At 38.4% G+C, this 20,364-nt stretch carries 22 protein-coding genes; 20 read left to right on the forward strand and 2 right to left on the reverse strand.

Annotated features, from left to right (window positions below; translation table 11 throughout):
- Window positions 1–36 precede the first annotated feature (36 nt).
- Entirely contained in the window at window positions 37–1,221 is a 1,185-nt protein-coding gene (locus ACMGE6_RS06160) for a M20 family metallopeptidase (RefSeq protein ID WP_414053157.1), read from the forward strand.
- On the forward strand, window positions 1,211–2,389 hold the full coding sequence (ldmS, locus tag ACMGE6_RS06165; RefSeq protein WP_414053158.1) for an L-aspartate--L-methionine ligase LdmS: 1,179 nt from the start codon (window positions 1,211–1,213) through the stop codon (window positions 2,387–2,389). Before ACMGE6_RS06160 ends, ldmS begins: the two co-directional genes overlap by 11 nt.
- A gap of 417 nt (window positions 2,390–2,806) precedes the next feature.
- Here ldmS and coaW read toward each other — a convergent pair whose 3' ends face one another.
- On the reverse strand, window positions 2,807–3,619 hold the full coding sequence (coaW, locus tag ACMGE6_RS06170; protein ID WP_414053159.1) for a type II pantothenate kinase: 813 nt from the start codon (window positions 3,617–3,619) through the stop codon (window positions 2,807–2,809).
- 155 nt (window positions 3,620–3,774) lie between these two features.
- Here coaW and ACMGE6_RS06175 point away from each other — a divergent pair, with 155 nt between their 5' ends.
- The 4 genes from ACMGE6_RS06175 to ACMGE6_RS06190 all read left to right on the forward strand — a co-directional run bounded on the left by ACMGE6_RS06175 (window position 3,775) and on the right by ACMGE6_RS06190 (window position 7,931).
- Entirely contained in the window at window positions 3,775–4,590 is an 816-nt protein-coding gene (locus ACMGE6_RS06175; protein ID WP_414053160.1) for a GNAT family N-acetyltransferase, read from the forward strand.
- 75 nt (window positions 4,591–4,665) lie between these two features.
- Window positions 4,666–5,196: a DNA-directed RNA polymerase subunit delta gene (gene rpoE, locus ACMGE6_RS06180; RefSeq protein WP_414053161.1), complete on the forward strand. Its 531-nt coding sequence runs from the start codon at window positions 4,666–4,668 to the stop codon at window positions 5,194–5,196.
- Between the two features lie 132 nt (window positions 5,197–5,328).
- A complete protein-coding gene (locus ACMGE6_RS06185; RefSeq protein WP_414053162.1) occupies window positions 5,329–6,927 on the forward strand; it encodes a CTP synthase in 1,599 nt (532 codons plus the stop codon).
- Window positions 6,928–7,037: 110 nt separating this feature from the next.
- Entirely contained in the window at window positions 7,038–7,931 is an 894-nt protein-coding gene (locus ACMGE6_RS06190) for a nuclease-related domain-containing protein (protein ID WP_414053163.1), read from the forward strand.
- A gap of 460 nt (window positions 7,932–8,391) precedes the next feature.
- On the opposite strand, the gene ACMGE6_RS06195 is transcribed toward ACMGE6_RS06190, so the two are convergent.
- The gene (locus tag ACMGE6_RS06195) at window positions 8,392–8,886 is read right to left on the reverse strand and encodes a DUF2529 family protein (RefSeq protein WP_414053164.1); all 495 of its coding nucleotides are present in this window, start codon (window positions 8,884–8,886) and stop codon (window positions 8,392–8,394) included.
- A 65-nt stretch (window positions 8,887–8,951) separates the two neighbouring features.
- On the opposite strand from ACMGE6_RS06195, the gene ACMGE6_RS06200 reads away from it, so the two are divergent.
- The 14 genes from ACMGE6_RS06200 (at window position 8,952) to ACMGE6_RS06265 (ending at window position 20,350) form a co-directional block, all read left to right on the forward strand.
- The gene (locus tag ACMGE6_RS06200; RefSeq protein ID WP_414053165.1) at window positions 8,952–9,299 is read left to right on the forward strand and encodes a response regulator; all 348 of its coding nucleotides are present in this window, start codon (window positions 8,952–8,954) and stop codon (window positions 9,297–9,299) included.
- A gap of 92 nt (window positions 9,300–9,391) precedes the next feature.
- Window positions 9,392–10,249, forward strand: a complete 858-nt coding sequence (gene fdaB, locus ACMGE6_RS06205; protein ID WP_414045658.1) for a class IIb fructose-bisphosphate aldolase FdaB — start codon at window positions 9,392–9,394, stop codon at window positions 10,247–10,249.
- A 188-nt stretch (window positions 10,250–10,437) separates the two neighbouring features.
- Window positions 10,438–11,697 carry a UDP-N-acetylglucosamine 1-carboxyvinyltransferase gene (locus ACMGE6_RS06210; RefSeq protein ID WP_414045659.1) on the forward strand — a complete coding sequence of 420 codons (1,260 nt, stop codon included), beginning with the start codon at window positions 10,438–10,440 and terminating at the stop codon, window positions 11,695–11,697.
- 109 nt (window positions 11,698–11,806) lie between these two features.
- Window positions 11,807–12,136, forward strand: coding sequence for a winged helix-turn-helix transcriptional regulator (locus ACMGE6_RS06215; protein WP_414045660.1), 330 nt, complete (start codon window positions 11,807–11,809; stop codon window positions 12,134–12,136).
- Window positions 12,137–12,286: 150 nt separating this feature from the next.
- Complete coding sequence (gene glpX / locus ACMGE6_RS06220; RefSeq protein WP_414045661.1) at window positions 12,287–13,264, forward strand: class II fructose-bisphosphatase; 978 nt, start codon at window positions 12,287–12,289, stop codon at window positions 13,262–13,264.
- Window positions 13,265–13,433: 169 nt separating this feature from the next.
- A complete protein-coding gene (gene rho / locus ACMGE6_RS06225) occupies window positions 13,434–14,750 on the forward strand; it encodes a transcription termination factor Rho (RefSeq protein ID WP_414053166.1) in 1,317 nt (438 codons plus the stop codon).
- A 116-nt stretch (window positions 14,751–14,866) separates the two neighbouring features.
- On the forward strand, window positions 14,867–15,121 hold the full coding sequence (locus tag ACMGE6_RS06230) for a type B 50S ribosomal protein L31 (RefSeq protein ID WP_414045663.1): 255 nt from the start codon (window positions 14,867–14,869) through the stop codon (window positions 15,119–15,121).
- 126 nt (window positions 15,122–15,247) lie between these two features.
- On the forward strand, window positions 15,248–15,823 hold the full coding sequence (locus ACMGE6_RS06235) for a thymidine kinase (RefSeq protein ID WP_414045664.1): 576 nt from the start codon (window positions 15,248–15,250) through the stop codon (window positions 15,821–15,823).
- Between the two features lie 42 nt (window positions 15,824–15,865).
- Entirely contained in the window at window positions 15,866–16,942 is a 1,077-nt protein-coding gene (prfA, locus tag ACMGE6_RS06240; RefSeq protein WP_414053167.1) for a peptide chain release factor 1, read from the forward strand.
- Window positions 16,929–17,768, forward strand: a complete 840-nt coding sequence (gene prmC, locus ACMGE6_RS06245) for a peptide chain release factor N(5)-glutamine methyltransferase (RefSeq protein WP_414053168.1) — start codon at window positions 16,929–16,931, stop codon at window positions 17,766–17,768. The genes prfA and prmC overlap by 14 nt, the downstream gene beginning before the upstream one ends.
- An 88-nt stretch (window positions 17,769–17,856) precedes the next feature.
- The gene (locus ACMGE6_RS06250; protein WP_414053169.1) at window positions 17,857–18,861 is read left to right on the forward strand and encodes an L-threonylcarbamoyladenylate synthase; all 1,005 of its coding nucleotides are present in this window, start codon (window positions 17,857–17,859) and stop codon (window positions 18,859–18,861) included.
- An 8-nt stretch (window positions 18,862–18,869) separates the two neighbouring features.
- A complete protein-coding gene (locus tag ACMGE6_RS06255; protein ID WP_414053170.1) occupies window positions 18,870–19,295 on the forward strand; it encodes a low molecular weight protein arginine phosphatase in 426 nt (141 codons plus the stop codon).
- Window positions 19,296–19,389: 94 nt separating this feature from the next.
- Entirely contained in the window at window positions 19,390–19,836 is a 447-nt protein-coding gene (gene rpiB / locus ACMGE6_RS06260; protein WP_414045669.1) for a ribose 5-phosphate isomerase B, read from the forward strand.
- Window positions 19,829–20,350 (forward strand): TIGR01440 family protein, encoded by a 522-nt coding sequence (locus tag ACMGE6_RS06265; RefSeq protein ID WP_414053171.1) that lies wholly within the window; start codon window positions 19,829–19,831, stop codon window positions 20,348–20,350. The genes rpiB and ACMGE6_RS06265 overlap by 8 nt, the downstream gene beginning before the upstream one ends.
- Window positions 20,351–20,364 lie beyond the last annotated feature (14 nt).

The raw sequence follows: 20,364 nt of genomic DNA on the forward strand, positions 1-20,364 counted from the left end.
GGAATGTCTTTTTTTAAAGTTAAAGGGGCGTATACAATGAATGAAAAAGTGATACAATATATAGACAAAAATAGAGAAAAATTTATTCGCATTAGTCACGAAATCCATGCTCGACCTGAACTTGGGAATGAAGAATACTTTGCTTCGAATCTGTTATGCAAGACACTTAAAGATGCTGGATTCAGCATTGAACGTGATATTGCAGGTCATGAAACAGGGTTTATTGCAACATATGAAAGTGAAAAAAGTGGTCCTTCGATTGCTTATCTCGCTGAATATGACGCGTTACCAGGTCTTGGTCATGCTTGTGGCCATAATATTATTGGGACTTCAAGTGTACTTTCTGCGATTGCTTTAAAAGAAGTAATTGATGATATTGGGGGTGTCATTCAAGTATTTGGCACACCTGCAGAAGAAGGAGGCGTTAACGGAAGCGCGAAAGCATCATACGTTAAAGCAGGACTCTTCAATGATAGTGATGTAGCCTTGATGATTCATCCAGGTCATGAATCGTTCAGAACGGTGCCTACGCTTGCTGTAGATGTCTTTGAAGTTGAGTTTTTCGGAAAGACAGCGCATGCATCAGAAAATGCACATAACGGGATTAATGCACTCGATGCGATGATCAGTTTCTTCAATGGGATTGGACAATTACGTCAACACATTAAGAAGACGGATAAAGTGCATGGTGTGATACTAGACGGCGGGAAAAGTGCGAATATCATCCCGGATTATACGAAAGCGCGCTTTTATACACGTGCAATCAGTCGTAAAGATCTCGATCAGCTCACTCAACAAGTTGAACGTGTGGCAAGTGGAGCAGCAATCACTGCAGGTGCTGAATATAAGTTGAATCATATCCAAAATGGAGTAAATGAATTTATTAGAAATACTTTTTTAGACGATTTATTTGAAAAACATGCGATAATGCATAATGAGCCTATCTTACATGATGACTTCGGCTTTGGATCGACTGATACAGGTAATGTGAGTCATGTAATTCCGACGATTCATCCGCATATTAAGATGGGACCTTCATCACTTGTGGGACATACTGTGGCTTTTTGTGAGGCAGCAAAAAGTGCACATGGTGACCATGCACTGTTACAAGGTGCTAAAATTATGGCAACGATGGCGATTGAACTCATCGAAAAGCCTGATGAACTGGCACGTATTCAACATTTACATGAAACATTAAAGGAGAGCATTTATGGCGACTAAACCAATCAACTTACCATTAGTAATGAAAGATTTATACGGAGACAAAGTATTATATTCTTCAAGACCATCTTATACTTATAATCCGTGGTTATTACCTGAGGAACATCAGTCAAACCTACTTAGTGCACGAGAACTTCTTATTGCTCAGATGCCGGTTGTAGTACATGCAGCGACAGTGACAGACAAGACAGAAGCACTTTTTAATGTTGTGGGATTTGATATGCCTGAAGGTTTTAGAATTTATGAGACGCGCGATGAATATGAACAAATATTACGCGACGCTGTAGATAATGGTGAGAAGATATTTTTCCAGTATGCACATGAGGAGACACTCGTGCCTGGAGAGCGCTATGTGGTACCAAGAGAGAAGTTTTTAGCATTGAATAATAAGTCGATTCTTGATTCTTGGACTAAAGGCAAATTTTTACCGAAACGTGATGTAGTTGCGATTGAAGATTTTGAATCAACGGTACAAAAGTGGGAGTTGCCTTTTGTGATAAAGCCAGGGGATGAGCATCCGACTGCCGGTGGTTACGGAGTAATGCTCTGCTATACACAAGAAGATATTGATAAAGCGATTGAACGTGTACGTCAGGCTGAAGGCACGACGCAGATGATTATCGAGCAATTTATCCAACCTGTGCGTAACTATTGTGTACAGTATGCGTATAGCGAGACGTTAGGTATTCAGTTTATTGGGGCAAGCCAGCAAATTACTGAGAAGTATGGTAAATACCGTGGTAATACGATTGAGCATGATATCGAGCAAAAGGTCATCGATGCCGGTCGTGAGATTATGGAGAATGGTGTTGCTGCAGGATATGTTGGTATTGCAGGCTTTGATTTGCTTGTTGATGCACAAGGTGACGTCTATGCGATTGATTTGAATTTCAGACAAAATGGATCAAGTTCATTATTGTTGCTGGAAAATGTGTTGAATGAAGGCTATAAGAAATTTTTAGCGTATTACAGCACAGGAGATAATGAAGCATTTTATGAAGCGATATTAGAAGAAGTGAAGGCAGGATATTTATTCCCGCTTGCATATTATAACGGAGATTATAAAGAGAAAAACGGATTCCCGTCACGCTTTATCTGTATCTGGCATGGTGAAGAAAGTATCGTGGAACAGCGTATAAAAGTATTTGAAGCACGAATTAAGGAGTGACGCTTATGAATAAGAAAAATGGAACAGGCATAGCGGTCGCAACAACTGTTATTAGTGCGACACTCGTACCTTTTTTGTATAGTTTAGTGAAGGTTATAGGTAAAAAATAAAAATCGGGCTACTCGTTTAGAGTAGCTCGATTTTTTCTCCAGTCTGCTTGTGACTAAGCGCTTAAGCTTACGCTTTATTAAACAGCGACACTTAAGCAGCCCCAAGGCATACTTCGAAAAAGCCATAAAATCAAAGAGCGATTTCTATGTCTTTTTCTCCAGTCTGCTTGTGGCTAAGCGCTTAAGCTTACGCTTTATTAAACAGCGACACTTAAGCAGCCCCAAGGCATACTTCGAAAAAGCCATAAAATCAAAGAGCGATTTCTATGTCCTTTTCTCCAGTCTGCTTGTGACTAAGCGCTTAAGCTTACGCCTCTTCCATGAGTCGGAGTGTGCCGACAGCGCCTGAGTATTCGCCGTTTTCGATAAAGTATGGTTTAAAGTTACGTAGCACTGTATAGTTCATCACGATGTCACGTAATAATGTATTGTCCAGGAAGCTTGAACCGATATAGACCACATATTCCGCACCGAATTCACGTGCTGCATGAATTGAAACAGTTGTTACGGTTTCTCCGACAATGCCTAATACTGAAGCGATTTTATCTGCGTCTGTAAAGTTTTCCGTATCTTTATTGTGTAAAACATTTCCGAAGTTTGCTGCAGTGAGTTCACCAGGTATCGGTGATTTGTCACCTTTATAGATATGTTTTACTTTAAGGTCGATAATGTCACGATTGCCAAGTTTCGCGAGCTCAACGATGTCTTCAAATGTATCTTTTCCAGTCAGTAAATATGATAACCCCATCATCATACCGCCACCTGCACCTGTACCACCAGCACGGATTTGTTTATCACCGTCAACGAAGTGGATTGAAGTACCTGTACCAACATTACTGAATACATATTTTGAGATGTCCAAATTCATTTCCTGTAAGAACGATTGAATGCCTCTGAACGTTGCATCAAATTCTATTGATTGATAGGCATTTTGCGGGATTAAGCTTTGTAGATATGTCGCTTTACCACCAGTGAGTGCTACTTCAGCTTCAGGCACTGTTTTTAACCACTCGGCTACCTGTTCAAGTTCCACACTCGGTTGTTTTTTAAATGTAAATGTACCGTTTTCTAATATCGCAATTTTAATTAATGTACCGCCTGCATCAATTCCAATTTTCATGTCATAACCTCATTTAATTATTTTTTGTTATTATACTATATTGCTTGCTTGATTTGTGGTTTTCACAGTTTTGTTTAAATTTTGTGATAATTTTTTTGAGAATGGGGTAGTATATAAAGTAAATAATTAAATTCACCCAAGACGGAGGCAACATAATGGAATTTATAGGAGCACAAATTAAGATTGTTCAATATAAAGAGGAATATCGTCCACAGTTAGAAGCGTTTGAGTTAACGGAACGTCAGATGATTTATTCTTCATTACCGATGGAAGTGTTAGATGAAGGATTGCTTGACCCAAATCGCAGACCGTGTATCGTATTAAATCATGACGATGAAGTTGTAGGTTTCTTCGTATTACATCAACATTATCAACATGAAGGTTACGACACACCGATTAATGCTGTTTATGTACGTAGCTTATCTATTAACAATAAGTTACAAGGTCAAGGTTACGGTACAGAGATTATGATGAATATCCCTGAATTTGCTCAAAGCGTGTTCCCGGATTTTGATCATTTATTCCTCGTAGTAGATGCTGAGAACCAGGGTGCATGGAACTTATACGAACGTGCAGGGTTTATGCACTTAGCGACAAATCCGAATGGACCCATTGGTAAAGAACGCTTGTATTATTTAGATTTAGATGCGAAATATGTATCAAAGTTAAAGCTTGTGTTAGATGGTGACAAAGTACAGTTGTTAAAGGATGAACGACAAGTAGGCTCTGTTGATATAGAAGTTAAAGACAATGTTGCGCTCTTAAAAGCGATGGATATTAAAGAAGATGCTGAAACGATTCGTGAAAACGTCCTGCGTCAAATCGCGACATTTGTGCGTAAGCATTATCAAAATGTTGTTCGCATTGAAGCGGATGTCTCGGAAGCATTGATGGATATTTATCTGAATAATAACTTTGTCGCGATGGATGCTAATCGTCCTAACTATTTAACGAAATTAATTCGTTATTAATCTTGCTTTAGAGGACATTTTCTTGATATGATGTAGTGTGAACTTAAACTAGCATAGTTTGAAAGGACGAAGAAAATGAAAATCTCTGAATATACAAAAGAAATGATAGACGAAAATTCTTTTATCGACTTAGCTTATATCTATTTAACTGAAAAAGGTAAAGAAGTAAATCTTTATGACCTTATTGACGAATTCCAGGCCATTGGTGAATATTCAAGTGAAGAAATTGAAACGCGTGTTGTTCAGTTCTACACTGACTTAAATACAGACGGACGTTTCTTATCAACAGGCGAATATATGTGGGGTCTTCGTGACTGGTATTCAGTAGATGATATTGAAGAAAAAATCGCTCCTACAGTACAGAAGTTCGATGTACTTGATGAAGACGATGAAGATGCTCCGAAGATTGCTTTACTTGGTGAAGATGAAGTTGAAGATGAATTAGATTTAGTTGTTGGCGGTGATGATGAAGAAAACGTTGATGCTGAAGATGAAGATGTCGAAGATGAATTAGAAGAAGCAGGTCTTGTCGTTGAAGCAGATGAGTTTGACGACGAAGACGATGAATTTGACGATGAAGAAGAAGAAGAAGAGGAAGAATTATAATCTCAGTTGACATTCAGTCAAAAAATGATTATTATTTTACTTGGGCTCCTTTAATTAGGACGACGTATAAACCTATACGCTCCCTTTGCACTTGCAAATGGAGCGTTTTTTTATTTTTCAGGAGGTTAAATCATGACAAAATTTATATTTGTAACAGGTGGCGTAGTTTCATCACTAGGTAAAGGGATTACTGCAGCAAGCTTAGGAAGATTATTAAAGAACCGTGGATTAAACGTAACAATTCAAAAATTCGACCCTTATTTAAATGTCGATCCAGGTACGATGAGTCCATATCAGCATGGGGAAGTGTTCGTTACAGATGACGGCGCTGAAACAGACTTAGACTTAGGACATTATGAGCGTTTCATTGATATCAATTTAAACCAATACTCAAACGTTACTGCAGGCCGTGTATATTCTCACGTCTTAAAGAAAGAACGTCGCGGAGATTATTTAGGTGGAACGGTACAGGTTATTCCGCACATCACTAATGAAATCAAATCACGTCTTTTACTTGCAGGTGAATCTACGAAAGCAGATGTCGTGATTACTGAAATCGGTGGAACAACCGGGGATATCGAGTCACTTCCTTTTATTGAATCAATTCGTCAGATCAAAAGTGATTTAGGTCGTGAAAATGTAATGTATATTCACTGTACATTATTACCTTACATTAAGGCTGCTGGTGAAATGAAAACAAAACCAACACAACACTCAGTAAAAGAGTTACGTGGTTTAGGTATTCAGCCGGATATGATCGTTGTACGTACAGAATATGAAATGACAGAAGATTTACGTGATAAAATTGCGTTATTCTGTGATATTAACAAGAAATCAGTGATTGAGTGTCGTGATGCGGATACATTGTATCAAATCCCTGTAGCACTTCAAGCACAAAATATGGATGACTTAGTAATTGAACGTTTAGGTTTAGAGGCTAGCGATGAAGCGGATCTGACTGAATGGAATCAACTATTAGATACAGTACGTAATCTTGATGGATCAGTACGTATCGCATTAGTTGGTAAATACGTTGCGCTTCAGGATGCTTATCTATCTGTTGCTGAAGCGTTGAAACATGCAGGTTATGCATTCGGTAAAGAAATCGAAATCGACTGGATTAATTCAGAACATTTAGATGTTACAAACTATAAAGAGCGTTTAAAAGATGCGGACGGTATATTAGTACCGGGTGGATTTGGTGAACGTGGTATCGAAGGTAAAATTTTAGCGACTCAATTTGCGCGTGAGAATAATATTCCATTCTTCGGTATTTGTTTAGGTATGCAACTTGCAACTGTTGAATTTGCACGTAACGTTGTTGGATTAAAAGGCGCACATTCTGCAGAACTTGATCCAAATACACCATACCCGGTTATTGCCTTATTACCTGACCAAAAAGATGTAGTAGATTTAGGTGGAACATTACGTTTAGGACTTTATCCTTGCGAAGTACAAGAGGGTACGAAAGCATTTGAAGCATACGGCGTTAGCCGTGTTGATGAACGTCACCGTCACCGTTATGAATTTAATAATGAGTACCGTGGACGTTTAGAAGAGAAAGGTTTAGTGTTCTCAGGACTTTCTCCAGATGGACGTTTAGTTGAAATCGTAGAAATTCCAGACCATAAATGGTTTGTAGCATGTCAGTTCCACCCAGAATTTTTATCTCGACCAATGAAACCACAAAGTTTATTCCGTGGTTTTGTTGAAGCAGCAATCAAAAAATAGATTTTTTACAGCCATCCTTCGGGATGGCTTTTTTTTGGAGTTGAGTTAACAAAAGTTAACTATTGAATTTTGTTTTGAATAGTTGTAAATTAATTGTTAGGAGGTGTAAAATGTTTCTTAAACATCATGAGCCTGATAACAAGATAAAATATTTAATGAATGTTGATGGAAGATGTGAGTTAACTCCGGATGATAGTGTTACTTTATATGCGTATCAAATGGGGTATGAGGGCGAAAGCTATTTTTATGAAATGTTAAATACAGTAGAAGGTTCAATAAAGCTGTGGGATATTACGTTGAAAGAATCGAGTAAAGCTCAATTTGATTTTTTAGTGATAGGTGGAGGCTGGATACTTCATTTTGATGTGAAAAATTATACAGGTGACTATACATATATTGATGGATTGTTTAAAAAAGATAACGGTAAAGTTGATCAAACAATCATCAGCCAACTGAAACGCGCGGATATTATCTTGCCTCAATTTTTAATGAAGAACGGTTTTAACCATCAGCATGAAAGTCGTATCATTTTTGTGAATGAGCGTTTTAATTTAAAAAACTTTAATGGAGATAATGCAATTAAATTCGCGGGACAAATTCCATCTATCATTGAATACTTAAAACAATTAGGCCCCCCAACCGATGAAGATTATCGCTTAGCACATGCGCTCATCCAGGCGAATGTTGTAGAAGAGAGAAGATTTCCATATTATGATTACAGTCTGATGAAAAAAGGATATCGCTGTCCTGCATGTAGACGATTTGGGAAGGTGGAGGTGGTGGAACGCTTGAAATATGTAACATGTATGTGCGGTAGGAAAATTAGTAAACTAGATTATATTACCGAATGTGCACAACAAGTTTGGATTTTAAAGAATGCACCGTTTCAAATTAAAGAGATTGCCGAATGGAGTAAATGTGAGTTGAAGACAGTACAAAGAGCCTTGAAGAAAAAATGTAGTTATAGTGGAATGAATAAAGGGAGGAGTTATTGGTTTGATTGAAATATTGAGTAACGTGTCCGATAAACAAGGTATATTGGACACGTTGGATTTAGTATGGCAGCGTACGCACCAAACAAGTCCGATAAAGGTTAAATATCGGACAAGATAAACCCAAAATGCCAACATACTGGTCAAACAAGTCCGATAAAGGTTATATATCGGACAAGATAAACCCAAAATGTCAACATACAGGTCAAACAAGTCCGATAAACGCAATATATCGGACAAGACAAACCCGAAATGCCAACATACAAATCAAACAAGTCCGATAAACATAATATATCGGACAAGATAAACCCGAAATGTCAACATACAGGTCAAACAAGTCCGATAAACGCAATATATCGGACAAGATAAACCCGAAATGCCAACATACAAGTCAAACAAGTCCGATAAACATAATATATCGGACAAGACAGGTCATAATCATATTGAAATGTTAAATCTCACCCACAACCTCTTACTCTTCCACCAGCATTTCATGCATGACGCTGTATATCGCATAATAAATATAGTTCATCGCCATAAGGTGTGGTGTGATAATACGGCTGAAGTCTTCAGTCGGCACTAATGCACGTGGTGTACTTAAGTCGATAAAGTTCATCGCATTTATGTCTTCATGTTTATTGCACACAAGCACGTAATCGATGTCACGTGATTCTAAACTATCGACGAACGCGGCTGTACTTTCATCGTAGTTATCACTCATCACAAGCACACGGTCAGTTGAATCGACTAGATTATCTGAAGTATAAATAGCTGCATCGAATAAATTTTCTTTACTACTTACAACAAAGTCTTCAAAGTGTTTCAAATCGCCAAAGCCTTTAACGTAGATCTTTCCTTCACCTACGACTGCTTGTGCAAGTAATCTTCCGGCAATGTCTAACTCTGTTTCTTGCAAATCTATTTTTTTAAAGATACCATTAATTTGGGTATTCATAATTTTAAGCATGAAAATCCCTCTTTCTAAAATTATTACACTATATCATATCATAAATAATCAGGAGAAAGTATGCCATGAAAATTCTAGTGGTTGATGACGAACCGAATATTCGCTTACTACTGCAGGAAATATTTAAGTTGAAAGGTTATACAACAGATCTTGCTGAAAACGGTAAACGTGGTCTTGAAATGCTTAGGACAAATGACTATGATCTTGTCTTTTTAGATCGTAAGATGCCTATAATGTCTGGCGATGAAGCTTTAAATGAACTGAGAACTTTTTCCGATGTTCCAGTCTACCTTATTTCAGCTTTTCAGACGGATGAGCAGATTAAGTCTATTAAAGTGACAGGCGCTACTGGTGTATTAACGAAACCGTTTACAATTGACGAAGTTTTGAAAATTGCAGAAAACTTTGAATAAATAAGACCATAAGACATGCAAAGAAGTAGTTGAAGTGCTATACTAACGATATAAAAATAGTGCTTAGAGCACAAACGAGGAGGATATTATCCATGCCATTAGTTTCTATGAAAGAAATGTTAATCAAAGCTAAAGAAGGTGGTTATGCTGTTGGTCAATACAACCTTAACAACCTTGAATACACTCAAGCAATTTTAGGTGCGACACAAGAAGAGAATGCTCCAGTTATCTTAGGGGTTTCTGAAGGTGCAGCTAAATATATGGGTGGTTTCTATACAGTAGTGAAAATGGTCGAAGGTTTAATGCACGACATGAACATTACAGTTCCTGTTGCGATTCATTTAGATCACGGTTCAAGTTTCGAAAACTGTAAAGCAGCGATTGATGCTGGATTTACTTCTGTAATGATCGATGCTTCTCATCATTCATTTGAAGAAAACGTTGAAATTACAAGCAAAGTTGTAGAATATGCACATTCTAAAGGCGTTTCTGTTGAAGCGGAATTAGGACGCGTTGGTGGTCAGGAAGATGACGTTGTTTCTGATGGTGTTGTTTATGCGGATGCTAAAGAATGTCAGGAATTAGTTAAGAAGACGGGTATCGATTGCTTAGCACCTGCTTTAGGTTCAGTTCACGGACCTTACAAAGGTGAACCAAACTTAGGTTTCAAAGAAATGGAAGAGATTGGTAACGCAACTGGTTTACCATTAGTATTACACGGTGGTACAGGTATCCCAACGAAAGATATCCAAAGAGCAATCTCTTTAGGTACTGCTAAAATCAACGTAAATACTGAAAACCAAATCCAATCTGCTAAAGCAGTACGTGATACTTTAAATAACGATGCTAACGTTTATGATCCTCGTAAATACTTAGGACCTGCACGTGAAGCAATTAAAGCAACTGTTATTGGTAAAATTAAAGAATTTGGTACATCAAATAAAGCATAATAAATAATACGAAAGGTTAGTGCAGCGATATGTACTAGCCTTTTTTTCTTGACTAATTTTACCCTTTAGCTTATATTTGATTTCATGCTTTTTATTTTTGCAATCATAAAATGAATTAGTTTATAATAGAAAATAATGGACAATTAACTAAGATAAATGTGTGTGACTAAAGTTAAAGGAGTACAACCATGTCAGAAGAAGTAATTAAAATAAGAGGTGGCAATCCTCTTAAAGGTTCAGTTCAAATCAGCGGAGCAAAAAATAGTGCAGTAGCATTAATTCCTGCGACACTTATGGCCAATAGTCCAGTTACATTAGAAGGTTTACCAGAAATCTCAGATGTTGTGACTTTAATGAGTTTACTTGAAGATTTAAATATTAAAACAACTTTAGAAGGTGACCGTTTAACAGTAGATCCGTCAGATGCTGTGAATATGCCACTTCCTAACCATAAAGTACAATCATTACGTGCATCATATTATATGATGGGTGCAATGCTTGGTAAATTTAAAAAATGTGTCATTGGGTTACCAGGTGGTTGTCCGTTAGGGCCACGTCCGATTGATCAGCACATCAAAGGTTTTGAAGCATTAGGTGCTACAGTTACGAATGAAGCAGGTGGTATGTACCTGGAAGCGAAAGAGTTAAAGGGTGCTAAAATTTTCCTTGATGTCGTGTCAGTAGGTGCAACGATTAATATCATGCTTGCTGCTTCGATGGCGAAAGGTAAAACTGTTATTGAAAATGCTGCAAAAGAACCTGAGATTGTTGATGTTGCAACTCTTTTAAATAATATGGGTGCTAAAATTCGTGGTGCCGGAACTGATACACTAAAAATTGAAGGTGTTGAATCACTTCAAGGTACAACACACACAATTATTCCTGACCGTATTGAAGCGGGTACATATATGTGTGCTGCTGCAATGATGGGCGAGGAAGTAATGATTGAAAATATTATTCCATTACACATGGAGCCATTAACGGCAAAGCTTATTGAAATGGGTGTAGACGTTCAGATCGGTGAAGACAAAGCGTTAATCTCTAGACCGGACAAATATCAACCAGTCACGATTACAACAAATGTTTATCCTGGATTTGCTACAGATTTACAACAACCCTTTACACCGCTATTATTTATGGCAGAAGGTCAAAGTACGATTACGGATACTATTTATCCGGCACGCTTCAAACATGTAGATGAATTATCACGTATGAGTGGTGATATTTCAGAAACAGGCGGCACAGCGGTGATTAAACCTTCTCGTTTATCAGGTGCAGAAGTTGCTGCCAGTGACTTACGTGCAGGTGCATGTCTTGTTATTGCTGGTCTTGCAGCAGAAGGTGTAACGACTGTCTATAACGTTAAGCATATTGACCGTGGGTATAGTGGTATTGTTGAAAAGCTTAAAGCATTAGGTGCAGATATCTGGAGAGAAACAATCGAATAATATATTAAGATAAAGACGGCGAACTGCCGTTTTTTTCTTGATATATAAAAAATATACTTGATATATTTTTTATATCCTTTATACTGTTAATATAAAAGAGGTGATTAATATGGAAATTTGTCCGTATTTAGAAGAAACATTTAAAATTCTCGGTCGCAGCTGGAATGGCTTACTTATAAATTATTTATCGCGCTCAGAAGATCGTTCTGCACATTTTTCTGATATGAAACGTGACTTAAAATCAATTACGCCACGTGCGTTAAGTTTGAAATTAAGTGAGTTAGCTGAATGGGGTTTAGTTGAGAAGAAGGTCATCTCAACAACACCATTATCGATTAAATATGTTTTGACTGACAAAGGCTATGCCTTATCTCAAGCGATGCATCCTATTGAAGAATGGGCGCAGCAACATTTAGAGCTTGATCAAAAGAAAGCATAGATCCATGGGTGTAGACTAATATGTCTGCACCTTTTTTATTTCAATAAGTATTAAAATTATATTACCAAAATTAACTAAAGGTACGCATAATGTCTTAATGTGTTATACTAATAACGATGTTACATATCTAATGCAAAGAGGAGAATGTTTATGGAACGTAGTTTATCAATGGAGTTAGTCAGAGTAACTGAGGCAGCAGCGCTTAAGAGTGCACGCTGGGTAGGTAAAGGTTTGAAAAATGAAGCTGATGATGCAGCGACGACTGCAATGCGTGAAGTGTTTGATACAATTCCTATGGATGGTGTCGTTGTTATCGGTGAAGGTGAAATGGATGAAGCACCGATGTTATATATTGGTGAAGAATTAGGAACTAAAGAGGGTCCTCAAATTGATATCGCAGTTGATCCGCTTGAAGGTACAACTTTAGTTGCTGAAGGTTCATGGAATGCAATGACTGTACTTGCAGTTGGTGACAGAGGAACATTATTACATGCACCAGATATGTATATGGAGAAAATTGCTGTGGGTCCTGATTGTGTAGGTGTCGTAGATATTTCTAAATCTGTTACTGAAAACTTACAAGCCGTAGCGAAAGCTAAAGGAAAAGATATTTCTGATGTGACAGCTACCTTACTTAATCGTGAACGTCATGCGGGAATCATTAAAGAAATCCGTGAAGCAGGTGCACGTATTAAATTAATCGAGCACGGAGATGTAGCGGGTGCGATTAATACTGCTTTTGACTTTACAGGTGTAGATATTCTATTTGGTTCTGGTGGCGCACCGGAAGGAGTTATCGCAGCTGTAGGTATTAAAGCGCTGGGCGGAGACTTCCAAGGTATTTTATTACCTGAAGATGCTGAGCAGGAAGAACGTTGTCGTAAGATGGGAATCGAACCAAATACGGTATTACAATTAGATGATATGGTTAAAGGTGATGACGCAATCTTTGCTGCGACTGCAGTGACAGATGGTGAATTAATGAAAGGCGTTCAGTTTAAAGGTGGCTACGCAGAAACACATTCATTAGTAATGCGTGCGAAATCTGGTACTGTACGTTTCGTTCAAGGTCGTCATAGTCTTGATAAAAAGCCTGGTTTAGTTATCAATGATCAGGAAACAATCTAGTTGATATTTTTAAGCTTGAGTTTACGCTCAAGCTTTTTCTTTTTGTTAAAACATGTTAAACTATCAAATGATAATCCTCGTAAATTCTTCTGTTCTTCTTTTTGAATTTTCCAAAATGAATGCATACAGTTAAATCGATATATTAATTAAATAAGAAATGGGTGTTGAAATGGTTGAAAAAGTGAGAACTAGCCCTCAATATGAGTCTTTTCACGAGTTATATAAAAATCATACTACAAAAGCATTAACCGCTAGGGCGAAAGAATTAGGTTTAGTAAATTACAGTAAGTTAAACAAAAAAGAATTAGTACTTGCCATTATGGAGAAACAAATGGAGAAAGACGGCAATTACTATATGGAGGGTATATTAGATGATATCCAGCCGGATGGTTACGGTTTTTTAAGAACGGTTAACTACTCTAAGGGTGAGAAAGATATCTATATTTCTGCCAGTCAGATTCGTCGTTTTGAAATTAAGAAAGGTGATAAAGTTACGGGTAAAGTACGTAAACCGAAAGAAAATGAAAAGTATTACGGCTTGCTTCAAGTGGACTTTGTGAATGATCAGAATGCAGAAGAAGTGAAGAAACGTCCTCACTTCCAGGCACTTACACCGCTATATCCAGATCAGCGTATTAAACTTGAAACAACAAAGACAGCTTATTCAACACGTATTATGGATTTAGTAACACCAATTGGATTTGGTCAGCGTGGTATGATTGTGGCGCCACCGAAAGCTGGTAAGACGTCTTTACTTAAAGAAATTGCTAATGCAATTTGCGTCAATCACCCCGAAGCGAAACTCTTTATTTTACTGGTTGGAGAACGTCCTGAAGAGGTAACGGATCTTGAACGTTCAGTAGAAGCAGCAGAAGTAGTCCATTCAACGTTTGATGAGCCACCGGAACATCACGTTAAAGTTGCTGAGTTATTACTGGAGCGTGCGAAACGTCTCGTTGAGATTGGTGAAGATGTCATCATCCTGATGGATTCGATTACACGTTTAGCACGTGCGTATAACTTAGTCATTCCGCCAAGTGGCCGTACTTTATCAGGTGGGCTAGATCCAGCAAGTCTACATCGTCCGAAAGCCTTCTTTGGTGCAGCGCGTAATATTGAAGCAGGTGGTAGTTTAACCATTTTATCAACAGCGCTTGTAGAAACAGGTTCTCGTATGGATGATATGATTTACGAAGAGTTCAAAGGGACTGGAAATATGGAACTTACGCTTGATCGAAAGTTAGCAGAAAAACGTATTTATCCGGCAATAGATATTCGTCGTAGTTCGACACGTAAGGAAGAATTATTACTGGATAAAAAAGAATTAGAGATGGTATGGCAGCTTAGAAATCTATTTACTGATAGCAATGACTTTACAGAACGTTTCTTACGTCGCCTGAAACAAAGTGAATCAAATGAAGATTTCTTTAAGCAGCTTGGTGAACGCATGGTAGAAAGTGCGAAGACCGGTAAACCAATCATTTAAAAAATAAGGTTGCATTTTTATAGTGAGACGTATATAATATGTAAGTATTGACGTGAAAATATTTCACGAATAAACTCTGTTCCAGATGGTTCAGGGCAAAGGAGCTGAAAACAATTATGAAACCAGGAATTCACCCAGATTACCATAAAGTAATCTTCTTAGATTCTACGACAGACTACAAATTCTTAAGTGGATCTACACGTACATCAAATGAAACTATGACTTGGGAAGATGGTAACGAGTACCCAGTTATCCGTTTGGATATCTCTTCTGACTCTCATCCATTCTACACAGGCCGTCAAAAATTCGCATCTGCGGATGGACGTGTTGAACGTTTCAACAAAAAATTCGGTCTTAAGTCAAAAAACTAATACTGAAGCTTTAAACTCTTATACCAATTGGTGTAGGAGTTTTTTATTTGACTGTTAAATGAAATGTAAACGTGTGTTGAATTATGATATAATAAAGCGATTATGACTTAAAAGGTGGCATTATTGATGTATGAGCATTATCATTCAGGTTGGATAGAATGTATTACAGGAAGTATGTTTAGTGGTAAGAGTGAAGAGTTAATTCGTCGTGTACGTCGCGGCCTTTTTGCGAAACAGCAGGTCATTGTCTTTAAACCTTCCATAGATGATCGTTACAGTGATTTAGAAGTTGTTTCACATAATGGTAATAAAATAGAGGCAGTGAATGTTTCGCACTCTTCTGAGATTATGGAGCATGTGAAAAGTGATCATGATATTATCGCGATTGATGAAATTCAGTTTTTTGATAATGATATTGTCGGTGTGGCAACGCAGCTTGCCGAAGAAGGATATCGCGTTATTACTGCAGGACTGGATATGGATTTTAGAGGTGTGCCGTTTGAACCGGTTCCTGAAATTATGGCAGTCGCAGAGCATGTGACAAAATTACAGGCGGTGTGCTCAGTCTGTGGTGCACCAAGCTCCAGAACACAACGCTTAATTGACGGAAAGCCCGCGCGATTCGATGATCCGATTATTTTAGTGGGTGCAAAAGAAAGTTATGAGCCAAGATGCAGGGAGCATCATATTGTTCCGAAGTAAGATGTAAATCAATATAAATTAATGATAAAAAGGAGTAATCATATGTTTGATCAGTTAGAAATCGTAGAACAACGTTATGAACAGTTAAATGAATTATTAAGTGATCCAGATATCGTGGGTGATACGGATAAATTAAGAGAATATTCTAAAGAACAGGCGGACTTGCAGGAAACTGTTGAAGTGTTTAGAGAATATAAAGATGTGAAACAGCAACTTGAGGAAGCATTAGAAATGATGGGTGATGCAAGTGATGCTGATGAACAGGAAATGATTAAAGAAGAAATTAATGAGTTAAAACCACAAATTCCTGTGCTGGAAGAGAAGATGAAACTTTTACTTATTCCTAAGGATCCTATGGATGACAAGAACGTTGTCATGGAGATTCGTGGTGCAGCAGGTGGAGACGAAGCGAATATCTTTGCCGGAGACTTATTCCGTATGTATTCAAGATTCTCTGAAGAGCAAGGCTGGAAGATTGAAGTTATGGAAACAAATGAAGCGGATCATGGTGGATTTAAAGAAATCAGTTTCACAATTATCGGTAAAGGTGCCTATAGTAAACTGAAGTTCGAAAATGGTGCCCATCGTGTGCAGCGTATTCCGACAACGGAAAGTGGTGGCAGAATTCATACTTCAACAGCAACAGTTGCTGTATTACCTGAAGTAGAAGACGTTGAGATTGAAATTCGTCAGGAAGACTTGCGTATCGAGACGTATCGTTCATCAGGTTCAGGTGGTCAGCACGTTAACACGACTGACTCAGCTGTACGTATTACACATATTCCAACAGGGATTGTTGCAACGTCATCTGAAAAATCACAAATTAAAAACCGTGAGAAAGCTTTAAAGTTACTTAAAACACGTGTATTTGATGCGAAATTACAGGAAGAACAGGCAAAATACTCTGAACAACGTAAATCAGCAGTAGGTACCGGTGACCGTTCAGAACGTATTAGAACTTATAACTATCCACAAAACCGTGTGACAGACCACCGCATTGGATTAACGATTCAAAAATTAGATCAGATTGTTGAAGGTAAATTAAGCGAAGTAATCGATGCGTTAACAATCGCTGAACAAACGTCTAAATTAGAAGCATTAAATGATGGCGTGCTATAAGATTGGTGATCTAATTAAGCAAGGTGAAAAGGTACTTGCGGAGTGCTTTGAACCAGTCATTGGTGCGAAGTTTTTGATGATGGATTTGTTTGATCTGACACAGATGGACGTGCTCATCAATCAGCGCCAGCTTTCTGAAGATGAGCGCGTGCGTTATTTATCAGGTATCGAGCAGTTGAGTAGACACATTCCGCTCGCACATATTACTGGTTTTCAATTATTTTATGAGCGTAAGTTTGTGGTGACACCTGATGTGCTTGTACCAAGAAATGAGACAGAAGAGCTTGTGCAACTCGTCATTGATAAATTTCAGCAGCGCACATCTTTTGTAGACATCGGTACGGGTAGTGGTGCGATTGTAGTAACGCTCGCATTAGAGTTATCTGCTTCAGCATATGCAGTAGATATTTCACCTGATGCATTACGCATTGCTCGTCGTAATGCTGATGTATTACAAGCTGATGTTACTTTTTTTGAAGGTGATTTACTAACGCCACTTATCGCGCAAGGAATCAAAGTGGATTGTCTCGTCAGTAACCCGCCATACATTGCACAGAGTGAACGTCCTTTAATGAATGATAGTGCGCTATACGACCCAGCGATAGCACTGTTTGCTGAAGACGAAGGGCTTGCGTTATATAAGCGTATGATTGATAGTATGCAGCACATACTGAATCCGCATGCGCTCGTTGCGTTTGAGATTGGTCACGCACAAGGTGAGGCAATATGTGCATATATCAATCATCATTATCCACATCTTTCACCACAGATTGTACAGGATATCAATGGATTAGATCGTATTGTCTGGTTAGAGTGGTGTGAATAAGTTATGCACAAATTACAATGGTTATCCACAATTTGTGCATAACTTTTTATTTTGTACTAAAATATAAGGCAAGAGAGGAGTTTACAGAATGGATACAAAACTTTGGGATGTGCGTAACTATGTGGATGACTTATCCACTTATCCACAAGTACAGGATATTATTACAGGTTTCAGACAAAATGAAATTATTGCAATACCTACTGAAACCGTTTACGGGCTTGCAGCAAATGCAAAGAGTAGAATAGCTGTGAATAAGATATTTAAAGCAAAAGGCAGACCGCAGGATAATCCCTTAATCGTACATATTTATGATAGCGCACAAATTGATGACTTCGCTTCAATACCATACTCTGAGACGCATAGATTAATGGATGCATTCTGGCCGGGGCCGATATCGTTCATTCTTCCCTTAAAGAACGATGTGCTGGCAGAGAATGTTACAGCTGGTCTCGATTCTGTTGCGGTACGTATGCCAAGTGAAAGAATAGCGCGCCAATTATTGGCTTTAACGCAACTACCACTTGCAGCACCTTCAGCAAATACGAGCGGAAAACCTTCTCCCACCACAGCAGAGCATGTTAAATTTGATATGGACGGTAAGATCTACGGCATTGTTCAAGGTTTCCAGGTTGATGTTGGTATAGAAAGTACCGTTGTGGATTGTACCTCATATCCGTTTAAGATTGCGCGTCCAGGTGCGATTACAGCACGGGATTTAGAGCGTATTGTGCCAGGTTGTGTGGGTGATGCAAATTATACTTCTGATAAACCGATTGCACCGGGAATGAAATATCGTCACTATGCACCAGATAGTCCTTTGGAGTTAGTCACTGATGTATCACAATTAACTTTAAAGTCCTCAGAAGCACTGATTGCACCACTTGCAGAGCTCACACGTTTTAGTGGGCATATTACCTATCCATTAAGTAACACATATGAGGATATTTCAGGTGCCATGCACAATTTATATGGAGCGTTGCGTGAGATGGATCAGCAGTCTGGTATCACTAAAATTTATATTGCTGACTATACGCACATCACTGGCAGTGAAGCTTTGATGAATCGTATTAATAAAGCCACTTCAGGAAAGTAGGGGAACAAATGGAAATAGTTTTTGTTTGTACAGGTAACACGTGTAGAAGTCCGTTAGCTGAAAGTATTGCTCAATCCATGACGAATGCGCACACCTTTACGTCGCGAGGCATCTTTGCAACAGACGGTATACCTGCTTCGCGCTATACAGCACAAATTATTGAAGAGCATCATTTGCCGCAAGCGACAAAAAGTGCGGCTTTTACGAAAAGTGATAGCGAGAAGGATCTAATTTTAACGATGACAGCGAGTCACCGTGACACCATTCGTTCAATGTATCCGGCAAGTAACGTCCACACACTAATTGAATATGTTCAAGGGACAAGCGGGGATATCATGGATCCTTACGGCGGAGATTACGAAATATATTTGCAAACTTACCATGATTTGCATAAAAATATCACGAAATTATTAACAAAAATTGAGCATTATTAGACAGTTTTAAAAAAACTGCCTCAAATTCCGGAAATGTTTTATCTCACTTTTTAAATAAGCTATAATATAAGAGAATGTGAATAGGAGGGATAATGTGAAAGTTGCGATTGCAAGTGATCATGGTGGTTTTGAGTATAAAGCAAAGATTACCGAATATTTAACGTCTGCAGGCATTGAATTTAAAGATTTTGGACCTGAATCTACGGCGTCAGTGGATTATCCTGACTATGCCGGACCAGTTGCAGAGGCTGTGGCATCTGGCGAATTTGACCGTGGTATTTTAATTTGTGGCACGGGTATTGGCATGAGTATTGCAGCTAATAAAGTACCAGGTATTCGTTGTGCGCTTGTTCATGACGTCTTTACGGCACAAGTCACGCGTGAGCACAATAATTCCAATGTACTAGCAATGGGTCAGCGTGTGATTGGAGAAGGATTAATGTTATTGATTGTTAAGACATGGCTGAACGCTGAATTTGAAGGCGGTCGTCATCAGCAGCGCATCGATAAGATAGCACAGCTGGAGTCATGCAATGGATAACATTCATACATTGTTAGATGAACTTGTCGCAATTGATTTCTTTAAACCGGATACATTGTGTGTGATTGGTTGCTCGACGTCTGAGGTGATAGGAGAACGCATCGGGACACATAGTTCTGATGAAGTGGCTCAAATATTTTTTGAGGCGTTTGACCGAATACATAAGCAAACCGGTGTAGATTTTTGTTTTCAGGGATGTGAACATATTAATCGCGCTATAACGATGGAACGTCGTGTACAACAGCGTTACGGATTTGATATCGTGAGTGTTGTGCCTGTGAAAGGGGCGGGTGGCAGCATGAGCAGTACTGCTTATCAGAAGTTTGAGGATCCGGTCGTTGTTGAGCATGTTCAATGTGACTGCGGGATTGATATTGGTCAGACGTTGATCGGGATGCACATAAAGCATGTACAGATACCTGTACGTGTATCGACAAAGCATATTGGTAAGGCAGTTGTGACGATAGCAACACATCGTCCGAAGCTCATCGGTGGACCTAGAAGTCATTATTAATTATTAGGGGGAAT

Source organism: Macrococcus equi (genome assembly GCF_047426745.1).
Taxonomy (GTDB): domain Bacteria; phylum Bacillota; class Bacilli; order Staphylococcales; family Staphylococcaceae; genus Macrococcoides; species Macrococcoides equi.